The 15882-nt window shown below is 55.6% G+C and carries 8 protein-coding genes; 6 read left to right on the top strand and 2 right to left on the bottom strand.

Annotation, left to right across the window (positions count from 1 at the left end; genetic code table 11):
* The first annotated feature begins 17 nt into the window (after positions 1–17).
* From PV433_RS16555 to PV433_RS16535, 5 genes are all read left to right on the top strand, one after another.
* Positions 18–1361, top strand: coding sequence for an alpha/beta hydrolase (locus PV433_RS16555; RefSeq protein WP_332073177.1), 1344 nt, complete (start codon positions 18–20; stop codon positions 1359–1361).
* Positions 1325–2431, top strand: a complete 1107-nt coding sequence (locus PV433_RS16550; protein ID WP_332073176.1) for an alpha/beta hydrolase-fold protein — start codon at positions 1325–1327, stop codon at positions 2429–2431. Before PV433_RS16555 ends, PV433_RS16550 begins: the two co-directional genes overlap by 37 nt.
* 160 nt (positions 2432–2591) lie before the next feature.
* Positions 2592–2966, top strand: coding sequence for a hypothetical protein (locus tag PV433_RS16545; RefSeq protein WP_332073175.1), 375 nt, complete (start codon positions 2592–2594; stop codon positions 2964–2966).
* Positions 2967–3184: 218 nt separating this feature from the next.
* Entirely contained in the window at positions 3185–3796 is a 612-nt protein-coding gene (locus tag PV433_RS16540; protein ID WP_332073174.1) for a histidine phosphatase family protein, read from the top strand.
* A 132-nt stretch (positions 3797–3928) separates the two neighbouring features.
* Complete coding sequence (locus PV433_RS16535; protein WP_332073173.1) at positions 3929–4360, top strand: VOC family protein; 432 nt, start codon at positions 3929–3931, stop codon at positions 4358–4360.
* 634 nt (positions 4361–4994) lie between these two features.
* Here PV433_RS16535 and PV433_RS16530 read toward each other — a convergent pair.
* Positions 4995–5525, bottom strand: coding sequence for a hypothetical protein (locus PV433_RS16530; RefSeq protein WP_190931512.1), 531 nt, complete (start codon positions 5523–5525; stop codon positions 4995–4997).
* A gap of 456 nt (positions 5526–5981) precedes the next feature.
* Here PV433_RS16530 and PV433_RS16525 point away from each other — a divergent pair, with 456 nt between their 5' ends.
* Positions 5982–9386 (top strand): glycoside hydrolase family 44 protein, encoded by a 3405-nt coding sequence (locus PV433_RS16525; RefSeq protein WP_332073172.1) that lies wholly within the window; start codon positions 5982–5984, stop codon positions 9384–9386.
* A gap of 317 nt (positions 9387–9703) precedes the next feature.
* Here PV433_RS16525 and PV433_RS16520 read toward each other — a convergent pair whose 3' ends face one another.
* The gene (locus PV433_RS16520; protein WP_332073171.1) at positions 9704–15862 is read right to left on the bottom strand and encodes a VWA domain-containing protein; all 6159 of its coding nucleotides are present in this window, start codon (positions 15860–15862) and stop codon (positions 9704–9706) included.
* Positions 15863–15882 lie beyond the last annotated feature (20 nt).

The following is a 15882-nucleotide window of genomic DNA, read 5'->3' as shown; positions in this document are numbered from 1 at the left end:
CAGGAGGAAGGCACCAAGTGAATTCATCGCGGTTGATCGCATTCGAATCGTTTCATTCCGCCATTTTAAACAACAATCGCGAATTGTTCGTCTATTTGCCCCCGAGTTATGATAGCGATCCGGATGCGCGTTATCCGGTTTTGTATATGCACGACGGCCAGCACGTCTTCCACAAAGACCGGAAGGGCGAGTCGTGGGACGTTCATCTTACAGTAGACCGGCTCGTTGCGGAAGGACGCATGCGCGAAATTATCGTGGTTGCGGTCGCCCATGTCGAGGATGCACGCATCGCCGAATATATGCATGCAAGCCCGGACGGGCGCGACGTGTTCGGGATGACGAACCAGGGCGAGCTGTACGAGTTGTTCCTGCTGCGCGAAGTGAAGCCTTTTATCGACAGGGAATATCGCACCTTGCCGGACAAGGAGCATACCGCTCTGATGGGCTCGTCCGCCGGCGGGCTGGTTTCGTACAATATCGGGTTCCGGCATCCGGATACGTTCGGCATGATCGGCGCATTATGTCCGTTCTTCGTAAGCGTCGATCCGGCGACAATGGAGGAACGCTGGTTAAGCCGGGTATATACGGAGAAGCAGGATTTGAAAATCTGGATGGACGTGGGCGATTCCGAAGGTTATACCGTCATGGAAAAACATGTGCGGCATGTCGCCGATACTCTGATCCGGGCGGGCTTCCAGCCGGGAGTCGATCTCATGTTCCATGTGGCCATCGGCTCGGGGCATTCCCAGAGGGATTGGGCCGCCCGTGTCCATGCTCCGCTGCTGTACTTTTTCGGCGGGATCGGCAAGCCGGTCCGAGCGGAGCTGCACGGCCCCGCCGTCATCGGGCTGGAAGGGCCGAGGCGTGCGCTGAACCCGGTCGTCCATTACGACAGCGGGTTTATGGTCACGGACTTGAATGCGCATTATGTAGCGGACGATCCCGGGATCGTCGAGGCGAGCGCGGACGGTAAGCTGCTGCCTAAGCGGACCGGAAGCACGAAAATTACGTATAACGGCTCTGCGGTGACAGTCTGTCACGAGCTCGCCGTCGTCCCGCATGTGCCCGCTACGGTTCCGGTCGAGATGTACGTGAAGGTACCGGAGGGCACGCCGCCTGCAGATAAGCTGTACGCGGGCATCGAGCTGCCCCTTCTTCGCGAGGGCTGGTACGGCGGGACGTTCGAGGTACCGAGAGACGTTTCCTTCGTGTTCCGCATTTCCCGCGGATTGGGCCGGCACGAGGTCGATGCCCGGGGCCGGGAAGTTCCGTACCGGACGTTCACGGCGGACGGCCGCCAGGTGCTGCATTATGAGGTGGAAGATTGGATAGATACGGCGTCGGAGCGCTTATCGGGGTGAATGAGATGACAAACGGATCGAGCCTTTTGCGAGTCGAAAACTTTTATTCCGCCAGCTTGGACAACTCAAGAGAGCTGTTCGTGTATTTGCCCCCAAGCTACCGGCATCATACGGCCAAGCGTTACCCGGTGCTGTACATGCATGATGGTCAAAATGTATTTCATCCGGCCTTCAACGGTTATTCGTGGAACGTGCACGAAACGGTCGACCGTCTCGTCTCGCTCGGTCTGATGGAAGAGATCATCGTGGTCGGCGTCGCCAACCGGGGGACGGAGCGGTCGGACGAATTCACCCACGATCTGGCCGGCGTGTTGTATCGCGAGGATAAAGTAACGGTGCAGCCGAAGGGCTTGCTGTACGAGTCGTTTCTGATCGATGAAGTGAAGCCGTACATCGATGCGGTGTTTCGCACCGAGCCGGGTCCGGAGCATACGGCGCTGATGGGATCGTCGCGGGGCGGACAGGTGACGTACCATATCGGCTTCCGCCGGCCGGACATTTTCGGCAAGCTTGCTATCGTGTCTCCTTATTTTTATTGCGTGGACCCTAGCAGCCCGGCCGAGGTGACGCTCGTGCATCTGTTCCGGGAGAAGCAGCCGCTGTCCCGGATCTGGATCGATCTCGGCGGCCGCGAAGGCACATTGGTGATGGAAAAGCACGTCCGCGGCGTTGCGGAGCACCTGCTTGCGCTTGGTTATACGGCGGACCGCGAGCTGGCGTATTATTTGGATGCCGAGGCGGAGCATGTGGAGCATGATTGGGCCGCACGGCTGGCTTCGCCCTTGCTTCATTTGTTCGGCGACGAGCCGGCGCCTGTCGATACGTTGCGGCTGGGCGGCTGCGAGGAAGTAAGCATGGCCGGTCCGGCTTGCCGCCTGAATCCGGTTGCGGTTCGTGCCGACGGACTGACTCAGTCGGTGCTGCGGCCGGTATATACGGTCGAAGACCGTTCCGTGCTGAATGTGCGGGAGGATGGAACGATCGTGCCGCTAACGACCGGCGAGACCGTTATTACCGCCGAATACGGCGGCGTGCAGGCGGCCCGGACGGTTCGCGTCACCGCCGGATAACCTCTAGGGCCGGATATTCCGGTTCAAACAGGATAGTAACAACGAGGCTGCCGGAGAGCGATCCGGCGGCCTTTTTGTGTGCGGTCCTGTATAGATACGCGCAACCTTCCAGGGATTGGAAGCGTATAAGAAAGAAAACGGCCGCAGGGGGGATGATCGGTTGGCTCTGGTACCTGTGTTTGGAGTCGCGTCTGCTGTTTTGTCTTTTATACTGCTCTCCGTGATATGGATCGCGGGACTTCTTTTATGCAGGAAGCATTCCTTTCGGGGAGGATATTACTTTTTTCTGTTTTTACTGATCGGCAAGATTTACTCCTTTCTTGTTACTTGGGTGCTCTCGCCCATCCTCAAGACGTATGTCGATTCCGTCAATGCTGCCTCGGTGCCTGCCTCGGGAATGACGCCGGGAGAACTGCTCATGTGGATTTCTTATGCGAACGGCTCCATCACCTTTCTGCTTCAGCTGGTAGCGTACGGCTGCTTGGTTATCGGGTTTTATCGGATGTGGGCGCAGCGGAAGTATGACTTCCGCTAATTTCGTAAAATCCGCAACTTTAACGGCTTAGCGGAAGTTTGGTTTCCGTTATTCTAGCCGTTTGAGGTGATCCAGTCGGTTATATGGTGAATAGCGGAACCGAAGTTTCCGCTATGGGTCGATTTCCTGCTGCAAGAAACAAATAACGGAAGTGATACTTCCGGAAGAGGGTTGTCGGGCTGCAAAAAACTATCGCGATCGATCCCAAGGAGGGAACAATGGCTATTTACTTGGTTAGGCATGGTAAAGACGAGGACGGGTTTCGCGGCGGCTGGAGTCAAAGGGGACTCATCGTGGAAGGGTACAGACAATCCGAGAAACTAGGCCGGTATCTCCAGGAAAACCGGGATGTGTACAACATTCATCGGATCGTTAGCAGCGACTTGCAGCGTACGCTGGATACCGCAAATGAGATTGCCCAATCCCTTGACTTGCCGGTGCATCGCAGCCGCGACTGGAGAGAAACGAACAATGGCCTAATCGCCGGGATGCCGAACGAGATCGTGAATGAACGATACCCTGGCTTGTATTTTTCAAGTTTACGGATGGATGAACGATATCCTGGCGGCGAAAGCCCTATCGAGTTTTTTACGCGAATCCGGGAAACGTTCGAACAATTGTGCGAGGAACAGGCAGCAAGCAATCACCGTGAGCATGTACTCGTTGTTACCCATGGCGGGGTCATTAATGTCATTTACCATGTTCTAAAAGAATTGGAATGGAGCAATACCAATAAATCGTTTCCTGCGGCCAACACCAGTGTTCATAAAGTGGAGCATCGTTATGGGAAATGGCAAGTTACGCTCGAAAATGTTCTTCCGCACTTCTAATAAGTTAGCTCCGTAACGGGCAGCATAGTTCAACCCAAACAAAAGAAAGCGAAAAATTCGGCTATTTCAAATATCACCGTTGAAAGTTGTTTAAGAAGAACGAGGATAAAACTTAAAGAGGAGATGTATGAAATGGCTGAAGAAGTTCGGGTCGCTCAGAAAGTCGATAGTCCATTTAGCCAGCGGGATAAGGCTAAGATTAAAGCGATGATCACCATTGACATGCATGTTTCCGATTTGAAAAAGGCATTGAATTTCTATGTTGAATTATTAGGCTTCACCTTAGTACGACCACCATTCCATCTCGATCAAGACGTTGAAGACGACAACGCCATTATTCGAGTCGATGGCGGTCCAAACATTATTCTGGTTAAGAAGCCAAATTCACAAAACAAGGGCAGATCCCCCATCGTCTTTACCTACCATACCGATGATATAGAGGCTGTATACTCTGTTCTTAGGGACAGTGGCATACGAACGAACGAACGGTTTGACGATGGATGCGGGAAGTGGTTGGAATGTTACGATCCGGATGGAAATCTGGTTTATGTGCACTCTGATTGAGTCCACATAATCGGGAATGCATTTTAAAGGTTAAAACGAGGAACGTGCAGATCGACTTAGTAAAGGGGATGCAAGGTCGTCGATTACTTCGACGGCCTTTTTGAATGCTCAAAGAGTGTCAGAAAGCATACCTTTCTGTAAAACGAATTACAGAAATAAATATCGCTTCTGTTTTATATGTCGCACCAGCGTAGGCTCGTTAACAACCGCAGCGAAGAGAACAATTAAAAATTAAGCTGGACTAGCAAAAGATTCCCGCCAGCCGAAGCCAGCGGGGGCATGCTTCCTGATCCCTAACGTTCTCATTACGGAGATTCAGTTACGGTTTGCAGTTAATACCGGAGTAACGACTACAGCTTGCGTTGCGACACTCGGACAAGCGTAATAGCAAGATCGACCCCAAGTATGGGTAAGAGATCAATAGTGACATTGCCTCCCTCGGGAAAAGGCACGGCCGTAACCAGATTAACCCCCGCCGGAATCGTGAACGGCGGAAGAGGTGGTACGGTTTGAACGATAGAGGCTAGAGTAATTGTAACCAAGCAAAATGTCGCTGCTCCCATGTTATCAACTTCTCCTTTGGGACTTTGCCAGTCCCTAGACGACCGGCCTTTTTTTCGTACCGAATGTCCTATCAGGCTCTGCGAGCGCGCACTTGCAAAATGTAGAGCGCAAATACGACATAACAGAGCCCCCAGGCGACCGAACCCAAATCCGACACAGCAGGGATAAAGTAAATGCCGGGATATACGATGAACAAAATCAGGCTCCAAATGGGATAAACGCGGGCACGGATCGCTGTAAGGCTGAAAACGATCTGCCCGATCAGCGTCAGAATGGAGTTAATGGGCAGCAGCATGGAGATGTAGTTGTGGTCTTCTGGCAATAAACCCAGCATGTTGTTCCAGACGAGCGCTGCCGTCAGCGAACTACTGACGGAGAGAAGCAGCACCGAGATCAAACCGAGAAGACCGCTTCGCGGTGCCTGATACAGGTAAACTCCGATGATGCCGATCCCCATCAACACGCAAGCGACGAATCCGCTAACCAGCTCCGGCATGCTGTCGGCTCCCCAGATGTAGGCGGAAGGCGCCATACAGATTCGTGCGATTCCTCCCAGAAGCGCAACAACGCCTAAAATTCTAATGATTTGTTTTACTTCCATGAAACCATTCCTCCCCGACGAGTGGTGAAAGATTTGCCGTTCTGCTACGGAACGGCGCAAGCTCCTCATTCATCATAGATCGTGTTCACTTGTACGACCAGTTACCGTTTGTCATCATCTAAGTCATGTATGTCATGATCACGTTCGTACCTCACGCTTCGGGCGGCGTTTGCTGAACTTTAGCCAACTTGATTTCTGGATGACCGGAGACTGCTTCGGGAAGGCCTGCAAACGCTGCTTCAAACCGAAGAGGGGTTCGGCTTTCAACTGAAGGGTATGTCCTCCCGTATTATCGTTCAGACGATACGCAATGCGAGGGACGGCGAAGGGATTGCCGTTCCTGCAAGAGGACGTCGCTTCCAAGTCGTGACAATAACTGTGACAGTCTGTAACTATCGAGTGACGATCTTCTCTATTAGAATGGGGAGGTTATTAAACTAGAAAGGAGCACTGTTTATGGGAGCGAGCATAAAAGTGAAGGGCCCCTCCAAGGTGGCAGCCTTGCTGACGACAGCGCTATTGTTTACTCAGCTTGCGGTTCCGGGTCCGCGAACCTACGGTTCGGGGATCGATAAGCTGAACGTGTTTGACGATCGATTGGAGGAATCGTTCCACAACAACAGCTGGGCGGGTGTCAGCCTGGACGAGACGGTGACGGTGTACGAAGGAAGCCGTTCGATCTGGTTCGAAGCCAAAGAAGGGCAGGCCGTCTATCTGTACAAGGACCGCATCATGAATGCCGGCGAGTACGACAGCTTCAGCTTCTGGCTGCGCGGAAGCGGCCAAGGAGGGCAGTCGTTCAAGCTGGTGTTCACGCTCGGCGGACAAGCGCTTGCGGAGCTGAACTCTGCGGATTTGCTTTCAGGCGGTATACCTACGGAGGAATGGGTGAAAGTGACCGTTCCGCTTGGCGAAGCCGGCATACAAGGGTTGATGGACGGAATCCTGATTTGGGGTGCTGGCCAGCAGAGTCCACTATATTTGGACAACCTTGTCTTTACGGGCAAAGCCGGAGGAGAAGAACCTGGTGGAGAGCCGGGCGGGGAGCCGGGAGGAGAACCTGGCGGTGAAAATCCAGGTGAAGAACCGAGCGAGGAGGAGCCAGGCAGCGAAGAGCCGGGAGATCCGATCGAGCCGGTCGAGGGATTGTACTTGTTCGATGACAAGCTGGCGGATTCGGTCACGAACAACAGCTGGGGACAGGTCAACCTGGCGGAAGGCTCGGTGAAACGGACAGGCTCTCGTTCGATTCGCTTTACTCCAAACGGAGACGGAGCGTTGTATCTATACAGCACTCAACTGCTGACGGTGAACGACTACGACAAGCTGAGACTGTGGGTGCATGGAGGTTCCGAAGGCGGACAGCAAGTACAACTGGCGCTGACTGCAGGAGGCGTAACGGCCTTCAAACGCCCGCTCGAGCATTGGCTGCCGGAAGGCGTTCCCGCAGGGGAATGGGCGTTGATCGAGATGGATCTGGCGAAACTGGGGCTGGAGCACCGTCTGTTCGACGGCATTCGTTTGACCGGCCTGCAGCCGGGCAAGCAAGCGCCGATATATCTGGACGATATTGCGATTACTTCTCGACAAGCAGCACAAGCCGCCGTGCTTGAGCTTAGAATCGATCAGCCGCGTCTGGTGATGCTGCCGGGAGAACACCGGCAGATTCAGGCGGAGACGTTCCTGCAATCGGGTGACACTGCCATCGTGACGAACGATACGCAATGGACGATTGACAAGCCGGAGCTTCTGTCCGTCGAAGGCGGCGAACTCGTTGCGCTGCAGCCGGGAATTGCGAAGATTACGGCAACCCACAAAAATTTGACGACCGTTGGGTTCGTCCAAATTACGGAAGTCCAGGCGGAGCCGGTGTACGAGGAATCGCTGGCCTCAGGCTTCCATAACTACAGCTGGCACGAAAAGGATTTCGCCAACGCGGAGCAGGCGAGAAGCGGCAGCCGCTCGATCAAGTTCGAGCCGGACGGCTGGGACGGTGTATGGATTTCCGGCGAGTCCAAGAAGTCTGTGGAGGACTATTACGGCATCCGGTTCTGGCTCCATGGGGGCAACGCCGGCGCCCAAGAGCTGCTGTTCCATTTTTACAACGGCAATCAGGCGCTTGGAGCGATCGATCTGAACGAGCTGTTCCCGAATCGCTCCCTTCCGGCCGGTCGATGGACGGAGGTAACGGTCAGCATGGCCGATCTCGGACTGGATCTCGGATTTTTCGATGGTTTTGTCCTGCAGGCTGCGACGGAAAAAAACCAGGAAGCGATCTATATCGACGATATAACGTTTCTGTCCAATCCGAATGCGGGGCAACTGCCTGAGCCGGAGCTCCCGCTCGTCACCGTGTCCGTCGATCAGACCTCGGAGCGGAAGCCGATTAGCAATGATATTTACGGCATTAACTATGACGAGGGAAATCCGACGACCTCCACTCTGCCTTTTACAGTGGAACGTTGGGGAGGCAATCAGACGACTCGCTATAATTGGCAGTTGAATGCGGCGAATCGCGCCAATGACTGGTTCTTCATTAATTACCCGTACGACGGCCCGGATTGGGAGCCATCGGGGGGCTCGCTATCCGATCGGTTTGTCGATCGTGTGCTTGGGCGGGGGAATCAGGTGCTGATGACGATCCCAACGATCGGTTGGACGCCGAAGGATCGCACGGTCAGCTATGGCTTCTCGCAGCAAAAATACGGAAGTCAACAGGAGGGTGCATGGGAGCTGCGGGATGCAGGCAATGGAGTGTTCAAGGATGGCACGTTAGTAACGAACAACGATCCCGGCGACACCTCGGTTCGCGTCGGAACGGAGTTTGCCACTGATTGGGTTCGCCATATGGCCGAAAAGTCGAACGATAAAGTCCGACTGTACGCGCTAGACAATGAGCCGGATCTATGGCACGTGACGCATCGCGATGTCCATCCTGAGGCTCCGACCTATGATGAGCTGTGGAACAAAACGGTAGAGTATGGCACGGCGATCAAGCAGGCCGACCCCGACGCCCAACTGTTGGGCCCTGTTTCGTGGGGATGGTGCGGTTACTTCTACTCCCCGGCCGATTGGTGCGCCGACGGTTCGGATCGTCAGTCTCACGGCGGAACGCCTTTCCTGGAATGGTACTTGCAACAAGCGAACCGTCATGAGCAGGAGACTGGCGTGAAGCTGATCGATTATTTGACCATTCACTATTACTCTCAGGAGGGCGGGGTTCCGTCCGAAAATGAAAGCCCGCAGGTCTCGAAACGCCGCTTCCAGGCGCTCAAGGCGCTGTACGATGATCAGTTCGTCGATCAATCCTGGATTCAAGAGCCAGTTCGACTCATTCCGCGCATGAAAGAAGTCATCGAGCGCAATCAGCCCGGACTGAAGCTGGCGATTACGGAGTACAACTTCGGCAACGGCTTCGGCGTTACGGCGGGTCTGGCGCAGGCGGAAGCGCTCGCGATCTTCGGCAAAGAGGGTGTCGATCTGGCCACACGCTTCGGCAACTTCCATGCGGACACGCCGATCGAGGATGCGTTTAAGCTTTATCTGGATTACGACGGTCAAGGCTCCAAAATCGAAGGAAGCAGCGTCCGCACCGATTCGTCGCGCTATGATGCGGTCGGCTCTTATACGATCGAAGGAAATGACGGCAAGACATACGTACTGCTGTTCAACAAGGACACGTTAAGCCGGGATATTCAGCTCGAGCTGGGTACAGGCTTTGACACTGCGGAGGTTTATGCCTTCGATGCGGTCCGTCGCCTGGCCAAGACCGGCGATCTCGCAGCAAGTGAGACAGGCACTGTGTTGCTAAAGCTGCCGAAACGCTCGGCAACGCTGCTTGTCATGAAGTCTTTGAACTAATTCTGGTTGATGTTGAAGGAGAAACGTACAAATGGAGTTGAAGCAGCGGCATAAGAGCCTGGCAGTACCATAACCCGTTCATTGTATAGATCCCCGCTAGTTGGATTATTCTTTTCCGGAGCGAAGAAGATTCGTATAAAATGGTGATGAAGTAACCGCTGCTGCCGCAGAACCGATGTGAGAACAGTCGTTCTTCGCAAACAGCGGGGAAGAGATGGTGAGGTGCGTCTAGCATTCTGCCGGGCAGACCACTCAACTCCAAAAAGGGATCGTCTCCTCGGCGGCTTATCGCTGCCTCTGAGACGATCCCTTTCGTTTTACTTGGCGGAGCCTCCGCTCGGAGGCCCGTTTTTGACGACTGGCTTCTTAATGGCCATCTCCGCTTGCTTGAAGTAGTAAGCGGCGCCGATCTGGAAGCCGAGTCCGAAGCCTACGACGTCGCCGGCTCCTTCTACTGCCTTGCCCGATTTCAGAATATGGAACTGTTTGGCCAGTTTATCCTGATCGAAGTCCGTCAGCTTCAGCTTAAGTGAGCCGATGCTGTACTCGAGCTTGGGGAGATCCTTGTTGCTCATCATGCCGCTCAGCACTTCGCCCAATCCGTACGTATACGCTTTGGCGGCTTTGATGATTTGTTCATAATCGTCCAGCTTTAACGCGAAGGAGCTGACGCTCCAGACCGACGAACTGACGCCGATAAACGCGCCGGCCATGAAAGCCATATAATCGTCGCCCGTCGGAGAAACGGGCTCAAGCGACATCAGGTACTCCGCGAAGCTTCCGTGCTCGCCCGTGTCCGTGACGGAGATCGTCTCGTAGGTGTTCGGGTCGATCTCCAGCCAAGCCCAGCGGCTTTCGCCGTGAATGCTCGCCGGCCGGTTCGGAATCAGCATGATCGCGGGAGAGGTTTTGGCCCGTTCGATGAGCGTGTCCGGGAAGCCGTTTTCCTCCATATACTTCAAATCCTTGTTGCGGTTGTTCCTGAGGCTCAGGAACAGCATCGTATTCTCCGGGCTGCTCTGCCATACGTCCATGAAATCCGTCTTGTCACCCGGCAGCGCGGCGCCTTCGAGCCGGGAGGCGAACAGGCCGCTCATGATGTGAAAGCCGCGGACGGCTTCCTCCGAGCCCCGATGAATCCGATTGGCGATCTGCTGCAGGTCAACGCTTGTTCGGAACTTCGATTGCGCCCGGTCGTTTCGGATGGTTACGAAAATCACCCGTTCCTTGTCGACACGTCCTGCAGTAACGTCCAATACCGCTGCGAGTTCGTTTTCGTAGGCGGTTTGGTTGGCGATAATCCGATACAGAACGCTTCGGGTATACCAGATGAGCGCGGATTGGTCATCCGGTTTTTCCGTCGCCTTATGCACCCGGTCGGCCGCTTGCTGAAGCGCTTCGGCTGCTTCGGCGGACAGATCGGGAAGATTGACCGCGACCGTATGGAAGACGTCGGCGATCTCTTCTCCGTCCTTAAGCCGGGTTTCATGCGTGAGTTTCTTCTTCGGCAATTGAACCTCGATGCGCACGCCAACGATTTTCTGTTCGTTAGCGTCGATCAGACGGTTGCCGACGATTTGCAACGTCTGGCTTTCCAGCACGGCGGTATACTTGCCTTCGGAACCGCCCGCGCGGATATCCACCGGCTCGCGGCTCAACTGATCAAGGTCCAGAGCGGCTTCGAGAACACGAACCTCCTCGATTAATGGCTTATCTTGGCCTCCCCCTCCGCCGAGCGCGCCGCCGACGTCCCCGGTGATGCCGCCCACTCCCCGATCCTCTTTCGCTTCGGCCATGAAATAGACGCTGATCGTGCTTTGCGCGGACGTCATCCGCCTGCTTCCCTGACCGCCGGGGAAGAAGGCCAGACCGTCCAGCTCTGACAGGTCCTTCATGAACGGCACGACGAAGATTTTCGTTTTTCCTTCTTCGTCGAGGTAGGACCATGCGGGCAAATGCTTCAGAATTACCGAATCTACCGCTCCCAGCTCCGCAAGCGCCGCTCTTCCCCGATCGGTTACTTGCACCATCCTGAGCGCCGGGCTGTAACCGAACTTGGCGAGCAGGCCTCCGGTCAGGTAGGCCAAGTCGCCTTCGGTTCCCCAGCCTTGCGCCAACACGGCTTCCGGGGAGCTCCGATAAGTCGAATACGGGTCGGCGGAGGGCAGCCATCTCAGTCCGTTCACCAGTGCCTGGAAGTCGGACCACGTCTTGACCGATTCCAACTGCAGCATGCCGTGAACGGTTGGCAGAGGAGCCGGAATGCCTTCCTTGCGGCCTTGGCCGGCGTCGAAATCGGCCGTCCGCACGGCGTCGGCCGGCACCTTGGCGGCCTCCAGCGTGCGGTGGCGGCTGATCGCTTCCGTGAGCGCCTTCGAGAGCTGGATATCGAATTTCTCGTCCAGAGGCGGCTCCACCCGTTTGACGAGCAGCCCGTTTTCCTTGTAGGTTTCGTTGCCGACGGGAAGGTTCAGGCGGGCGAACAGGTCGGATTGCAGCGTCCAGTTCAGATCCGCTTGATTGTGAGGGATCGAGAACACGAGCAGCCCGCGCCGCGAGGCGCCGTCGAATACGGACCAATCCTTATCGACGCCAAGCAGCAGTTCGTCGGTAACCGGGTCTGCCTGCAGATCCGAAACCTCGCGTCCTGCCGGCGATTGAACCGGCACAAGCTTAAACGTCTCGCGGAAGCCGGACGATCCGAAGCCGTCGGATTCGTCGGCAACCGTCACGTCGGCTATGACGAAGTTACCGCTGCCGGACTCGATGTCGCGAATGCGAGCCAGCGAGTTGACGACCAGCGATACCCCCTTGTCTGGGAGCATCGCTGTGTTGTCCGCACCTGATGCTCTTGTTGCGTCACCTGCGCCCACATTGTCCGCCGAACCGTCTCTTACCGGAAGCACCGTCGCGCCGCCGAAAAGGTCGACGTATAGCTCCATCGGCATAGCCCCCAGCGCATTCGGCGTCTGGAAGGCCAGGCGGGCTTTGTTGGAAGACCCGGGACCGAACATGACGGGTCGCAGCAAGCCGTGAGGCAGCAGGGCGGTGGCCGTATGAACGGGGATAAGGAAAGGGCCCTCGGCTGTTATGATGTTCATATAAAACCGATCCTGCGGGTTCAGCTTCAGATCGGCCTGAACCAGGGATTTCAATTCGGCTTCCACGATTTTGAACACGCTCGTTTTGCGGGTCAGCGCGACCTTCTCGATATGATCCGTTTCACCGAATGCCGTCAAGACCAGCTCGAACGTATCCGAAAGCTTGCCTGTGGCGCTTTTCGGCATGCCGGCCAATACGGCGGGCTCCTCCCTCGGCAGGGAACCTACCAAGGCGAGCGATATATGCCCGTGTTCGACGTCGTAGTAGTGGACGGAAGCCCGTTCAATCTCTTCGTCGGGTACGAGAAATACTAGCATCCCTTTAACGCTCTCGCCTTTTTTAACCGTGATGTCTCCTTGTCCGGGAGGCGCCAGCGGCTGTTCCGTCAACCAAGTGGCCGTCGAAGCCGGATAGGTGCCCTCGCCGTTTACGTTCATGAAGAAATGCGAAGCGAAATCCGGAATCAAGTAGTCGGCTCCGCCCGGGTGAGCGTTTGTGAGCTCCATCTCGATAGCGGCAAAGCTGCGTTTCGCCGGGGCATCTACACCCTTCAGCTTTTTGAGGAAGAGAAGCTCCCGGGCCGTCCATTCGACCGCTTTGTTTTTCCCTTGGCTGTTCAGCGGAACGCGCTTGTAGATTTTGACCTCCTCGCTCGGCAGATCGCGTCCGTAGACGAGCGCAGCTGTTGCCTGTTCGTATTGCGCGACCTTCTTGCCCGTCTCGAAGCCGATCGTCTGGAATTCGACCTTGTCGCCTGCGTCAAGCAGCACAGGGAAATCGACCAATCGATCGTCTGAATAAATACGAGCTCGGCCGTCATCCGATTCGTTGCGGACGGCGAGCATCAGCGGGATTTGCTCGGAAGGCCGCTTCTGGACTTCAGCAAGCGCATCTTGGAACGCTTTGGCCAATATGGCCGGATCTTCCGAGATCACGTACTTGCCTCCCGATTTCTCCGCCGCCCACTTGAACGCTTCCGCGCTGTCGTCCGTACCGAGGCCTACCCACAGCACCTGGATGCCCTCTTCTTTAATACCGGTCAGCATCTCTTCGAAAAAGGCCTTTTTGCTCTCTTCGACATCAAGCGCCGCATCGGTCAAGTAGACAATAACGCGCTTTTCGGAAGGGATTTGCTTGATCGAATTGTACGTCACGTAGACGGAATTCAAAATGTCGGTTCCCCCGACGGCCTTCAGGTTGCCCAGCGCCTGCATCAGTTCAGACTTGCGAGAGGTGAACACCTGATCGAACTTCAGCTTCGCGGAGAAGCTGAGCAACTGCATCAAGCTATGCTCCGGAAGCTGTCCGACGAAGTCGTGGAACAGATGCTTCACCTTATCGATCCGGTAAGCGCCGTTGCCCGAAGCGGGATCGACATCCATCGATCCGCTTACGTCCAGCGTCATAGCGATGACCGGAACGTCGGACGGAGATTGCTCCTTCGGCCGCTCGTAGGTGAGCTCGAACCGATTGCCCAGCCTGTCGTTAATGGCGGCGAACACATGCTTCAGCGCAGCTGTATCCTTAGCGGGATAATACGTTCCTTCCGACATCGCTGCCAGCTCCAACAGCGTGGAGTTATCGTGATCCGGACCGAAGCCGATCGAGTAGATCGGAATGCCGGAATGCCCCACAGCTTGCTCGACATCGCCCTTGCTCGCCTTGCTGCCCGTTCCCGCCTTCTCGGTGTTGCTGTCCACTCCGTCGGTGAACACGACCAGCGTCGGCCGCTGCTTATCGTTCAGCAGGTTCAGTCCCTCAATCACCGAATCGTACAGCTTGGTATGTCCTAGCGCCTTGATCTGACCAAGATTCGCCAGTACATCCATCTTACTCGTGCCTTCCAACACCCGAATCTGGGAATCGAAATCGATCACCTGGATATAGGCGTTGTCCGGCAGCCCTTGAATAAAGGCGCGGGCAGATTCCAGCACTTGCTCCATCGACATTGACATAGAGCCGGAGGAATCAAGCGCCAATACGACGCTAGGCGGCGTCTCGATCCGATCGAGCTTGACCGGCTGTCCCGGCCTGCCTCCCTCTACAATATCGATATCCTTCATATCGGGCGTAAATTTGGGGTTTTGGGAATCGAGCAGCATGAAGGTAACGCGGGCCTGATTGCCCAGCTCGACAGCTTCTTCGATTTTCAGCTTGCTCTCTTCGCCGCTGGCGTCTCCAATTCCGTCGTTCCGATAGGCGCTCTGCAGCAGCGGCTTGATCTCCAGCTCCGTCATCTCTCCCGCGCTGACGGGAACCAGCCTCGTATTCAGAGGGGGGCGATTTTCCGGCTGTGCCACGACGTTCCAGAAGCCGGAGGGCAGCCAGAACAGCGTATCTCCTTCCGGCGTCTTATCGCCTTTCAGATGAAGCTCGGGGTGGGTCAACGTGACTCCCGGAGGCGCTTCGACTTGGATAAGGCCCAGCGCGTCCCCGCGCACCTTGAGCGCTCCCAGCCGTTCCCCGTCTTTGACCGGACGGATGTCCTCCCCTTCGTCAAGCGTGAAGACAATTTCCTTCGGGTCGGTATCCGGGCTCCAGGACAGCTTCCACAGCAAGGGGGCGGACGTATCCTGGGGAATATCGCTCAGCGTATAATGATTCGTTTTGTAGGCGAACAGCTCTTGAATGTATGACAGGTCTCTACGGTACTGCCCTTGCGAATACGAGCCTTTGCCCGACAGCCGAACATGGCCTCCTGCCAGATCGACTTTGAAGCTCTGGTACTTGTGCCGTTCGTTGTCCGTCATGAAATAGATTTCCTGATTCGGGTAAGACGATGTCTGGAAGGAGACGGATTCTCCATGCTTCAGACGAAGCTCCTTATATATCTTCAACAGGTATCCCTCGCCGCTCTTCGAAGCGACTCCCCACCAGGCGGTTCCCTCCGGATCGTCCGCGCGAAGCACCCAACTGCCTTCGGAGGCGCCCATATAATATTTTCCGCCGAGCTCGGTAACGTACAGCCGCAGATCCTCCCAGGGGTCGGTTTGCGAATCCTTCCATTGCACCTGCAGTTGCCACAGATCCCCGCCGGTGATTCGAGACAATTCCATGTTTTCTTCATCGACGTATTTCAGCTCCTGGGTCTGATTCGGAGTGTAATCGACGGATTGATAGTTGTCTTGGGAGCCGAACGGATTCAAGTAGGGGATCGCGATATCCCACTTGCCGATCGGATACGTCTTTCTGCGCGGCAAATCTTTGACGGCCTCTGCTCTTCCGGACGGTCCCGGAGCGACGGATTCGACGACCGTGCCGAGGGGGCCGCGGTTATTCTTGACCATTACGACAATAGCGCCAAACGCCAAGAGCGCGCCGACAAGAAGAAGCAAGGCGATCTTGGCGTTCTTATTGGCAAGCAAGCTTTTCATGGACTGTCTTTCCTCCGTTC

The organism is Paenibacillus sp. GYB004, assembly GCF_036577605.1.
In the GTDB taxonomy this organism is placed as follows: domain Bacteria; phylum Bacillota; class Bacilli; order Paenibacillales; family NBRC-103111; genus Paenibacillus_AB; species Paenibacillus_AB oceani.
The sequence above is the reverse complement of the archived record's forward strand: the minus strand, read 5'-3'. Positions and strand labels throughout refer to the sequence as shown.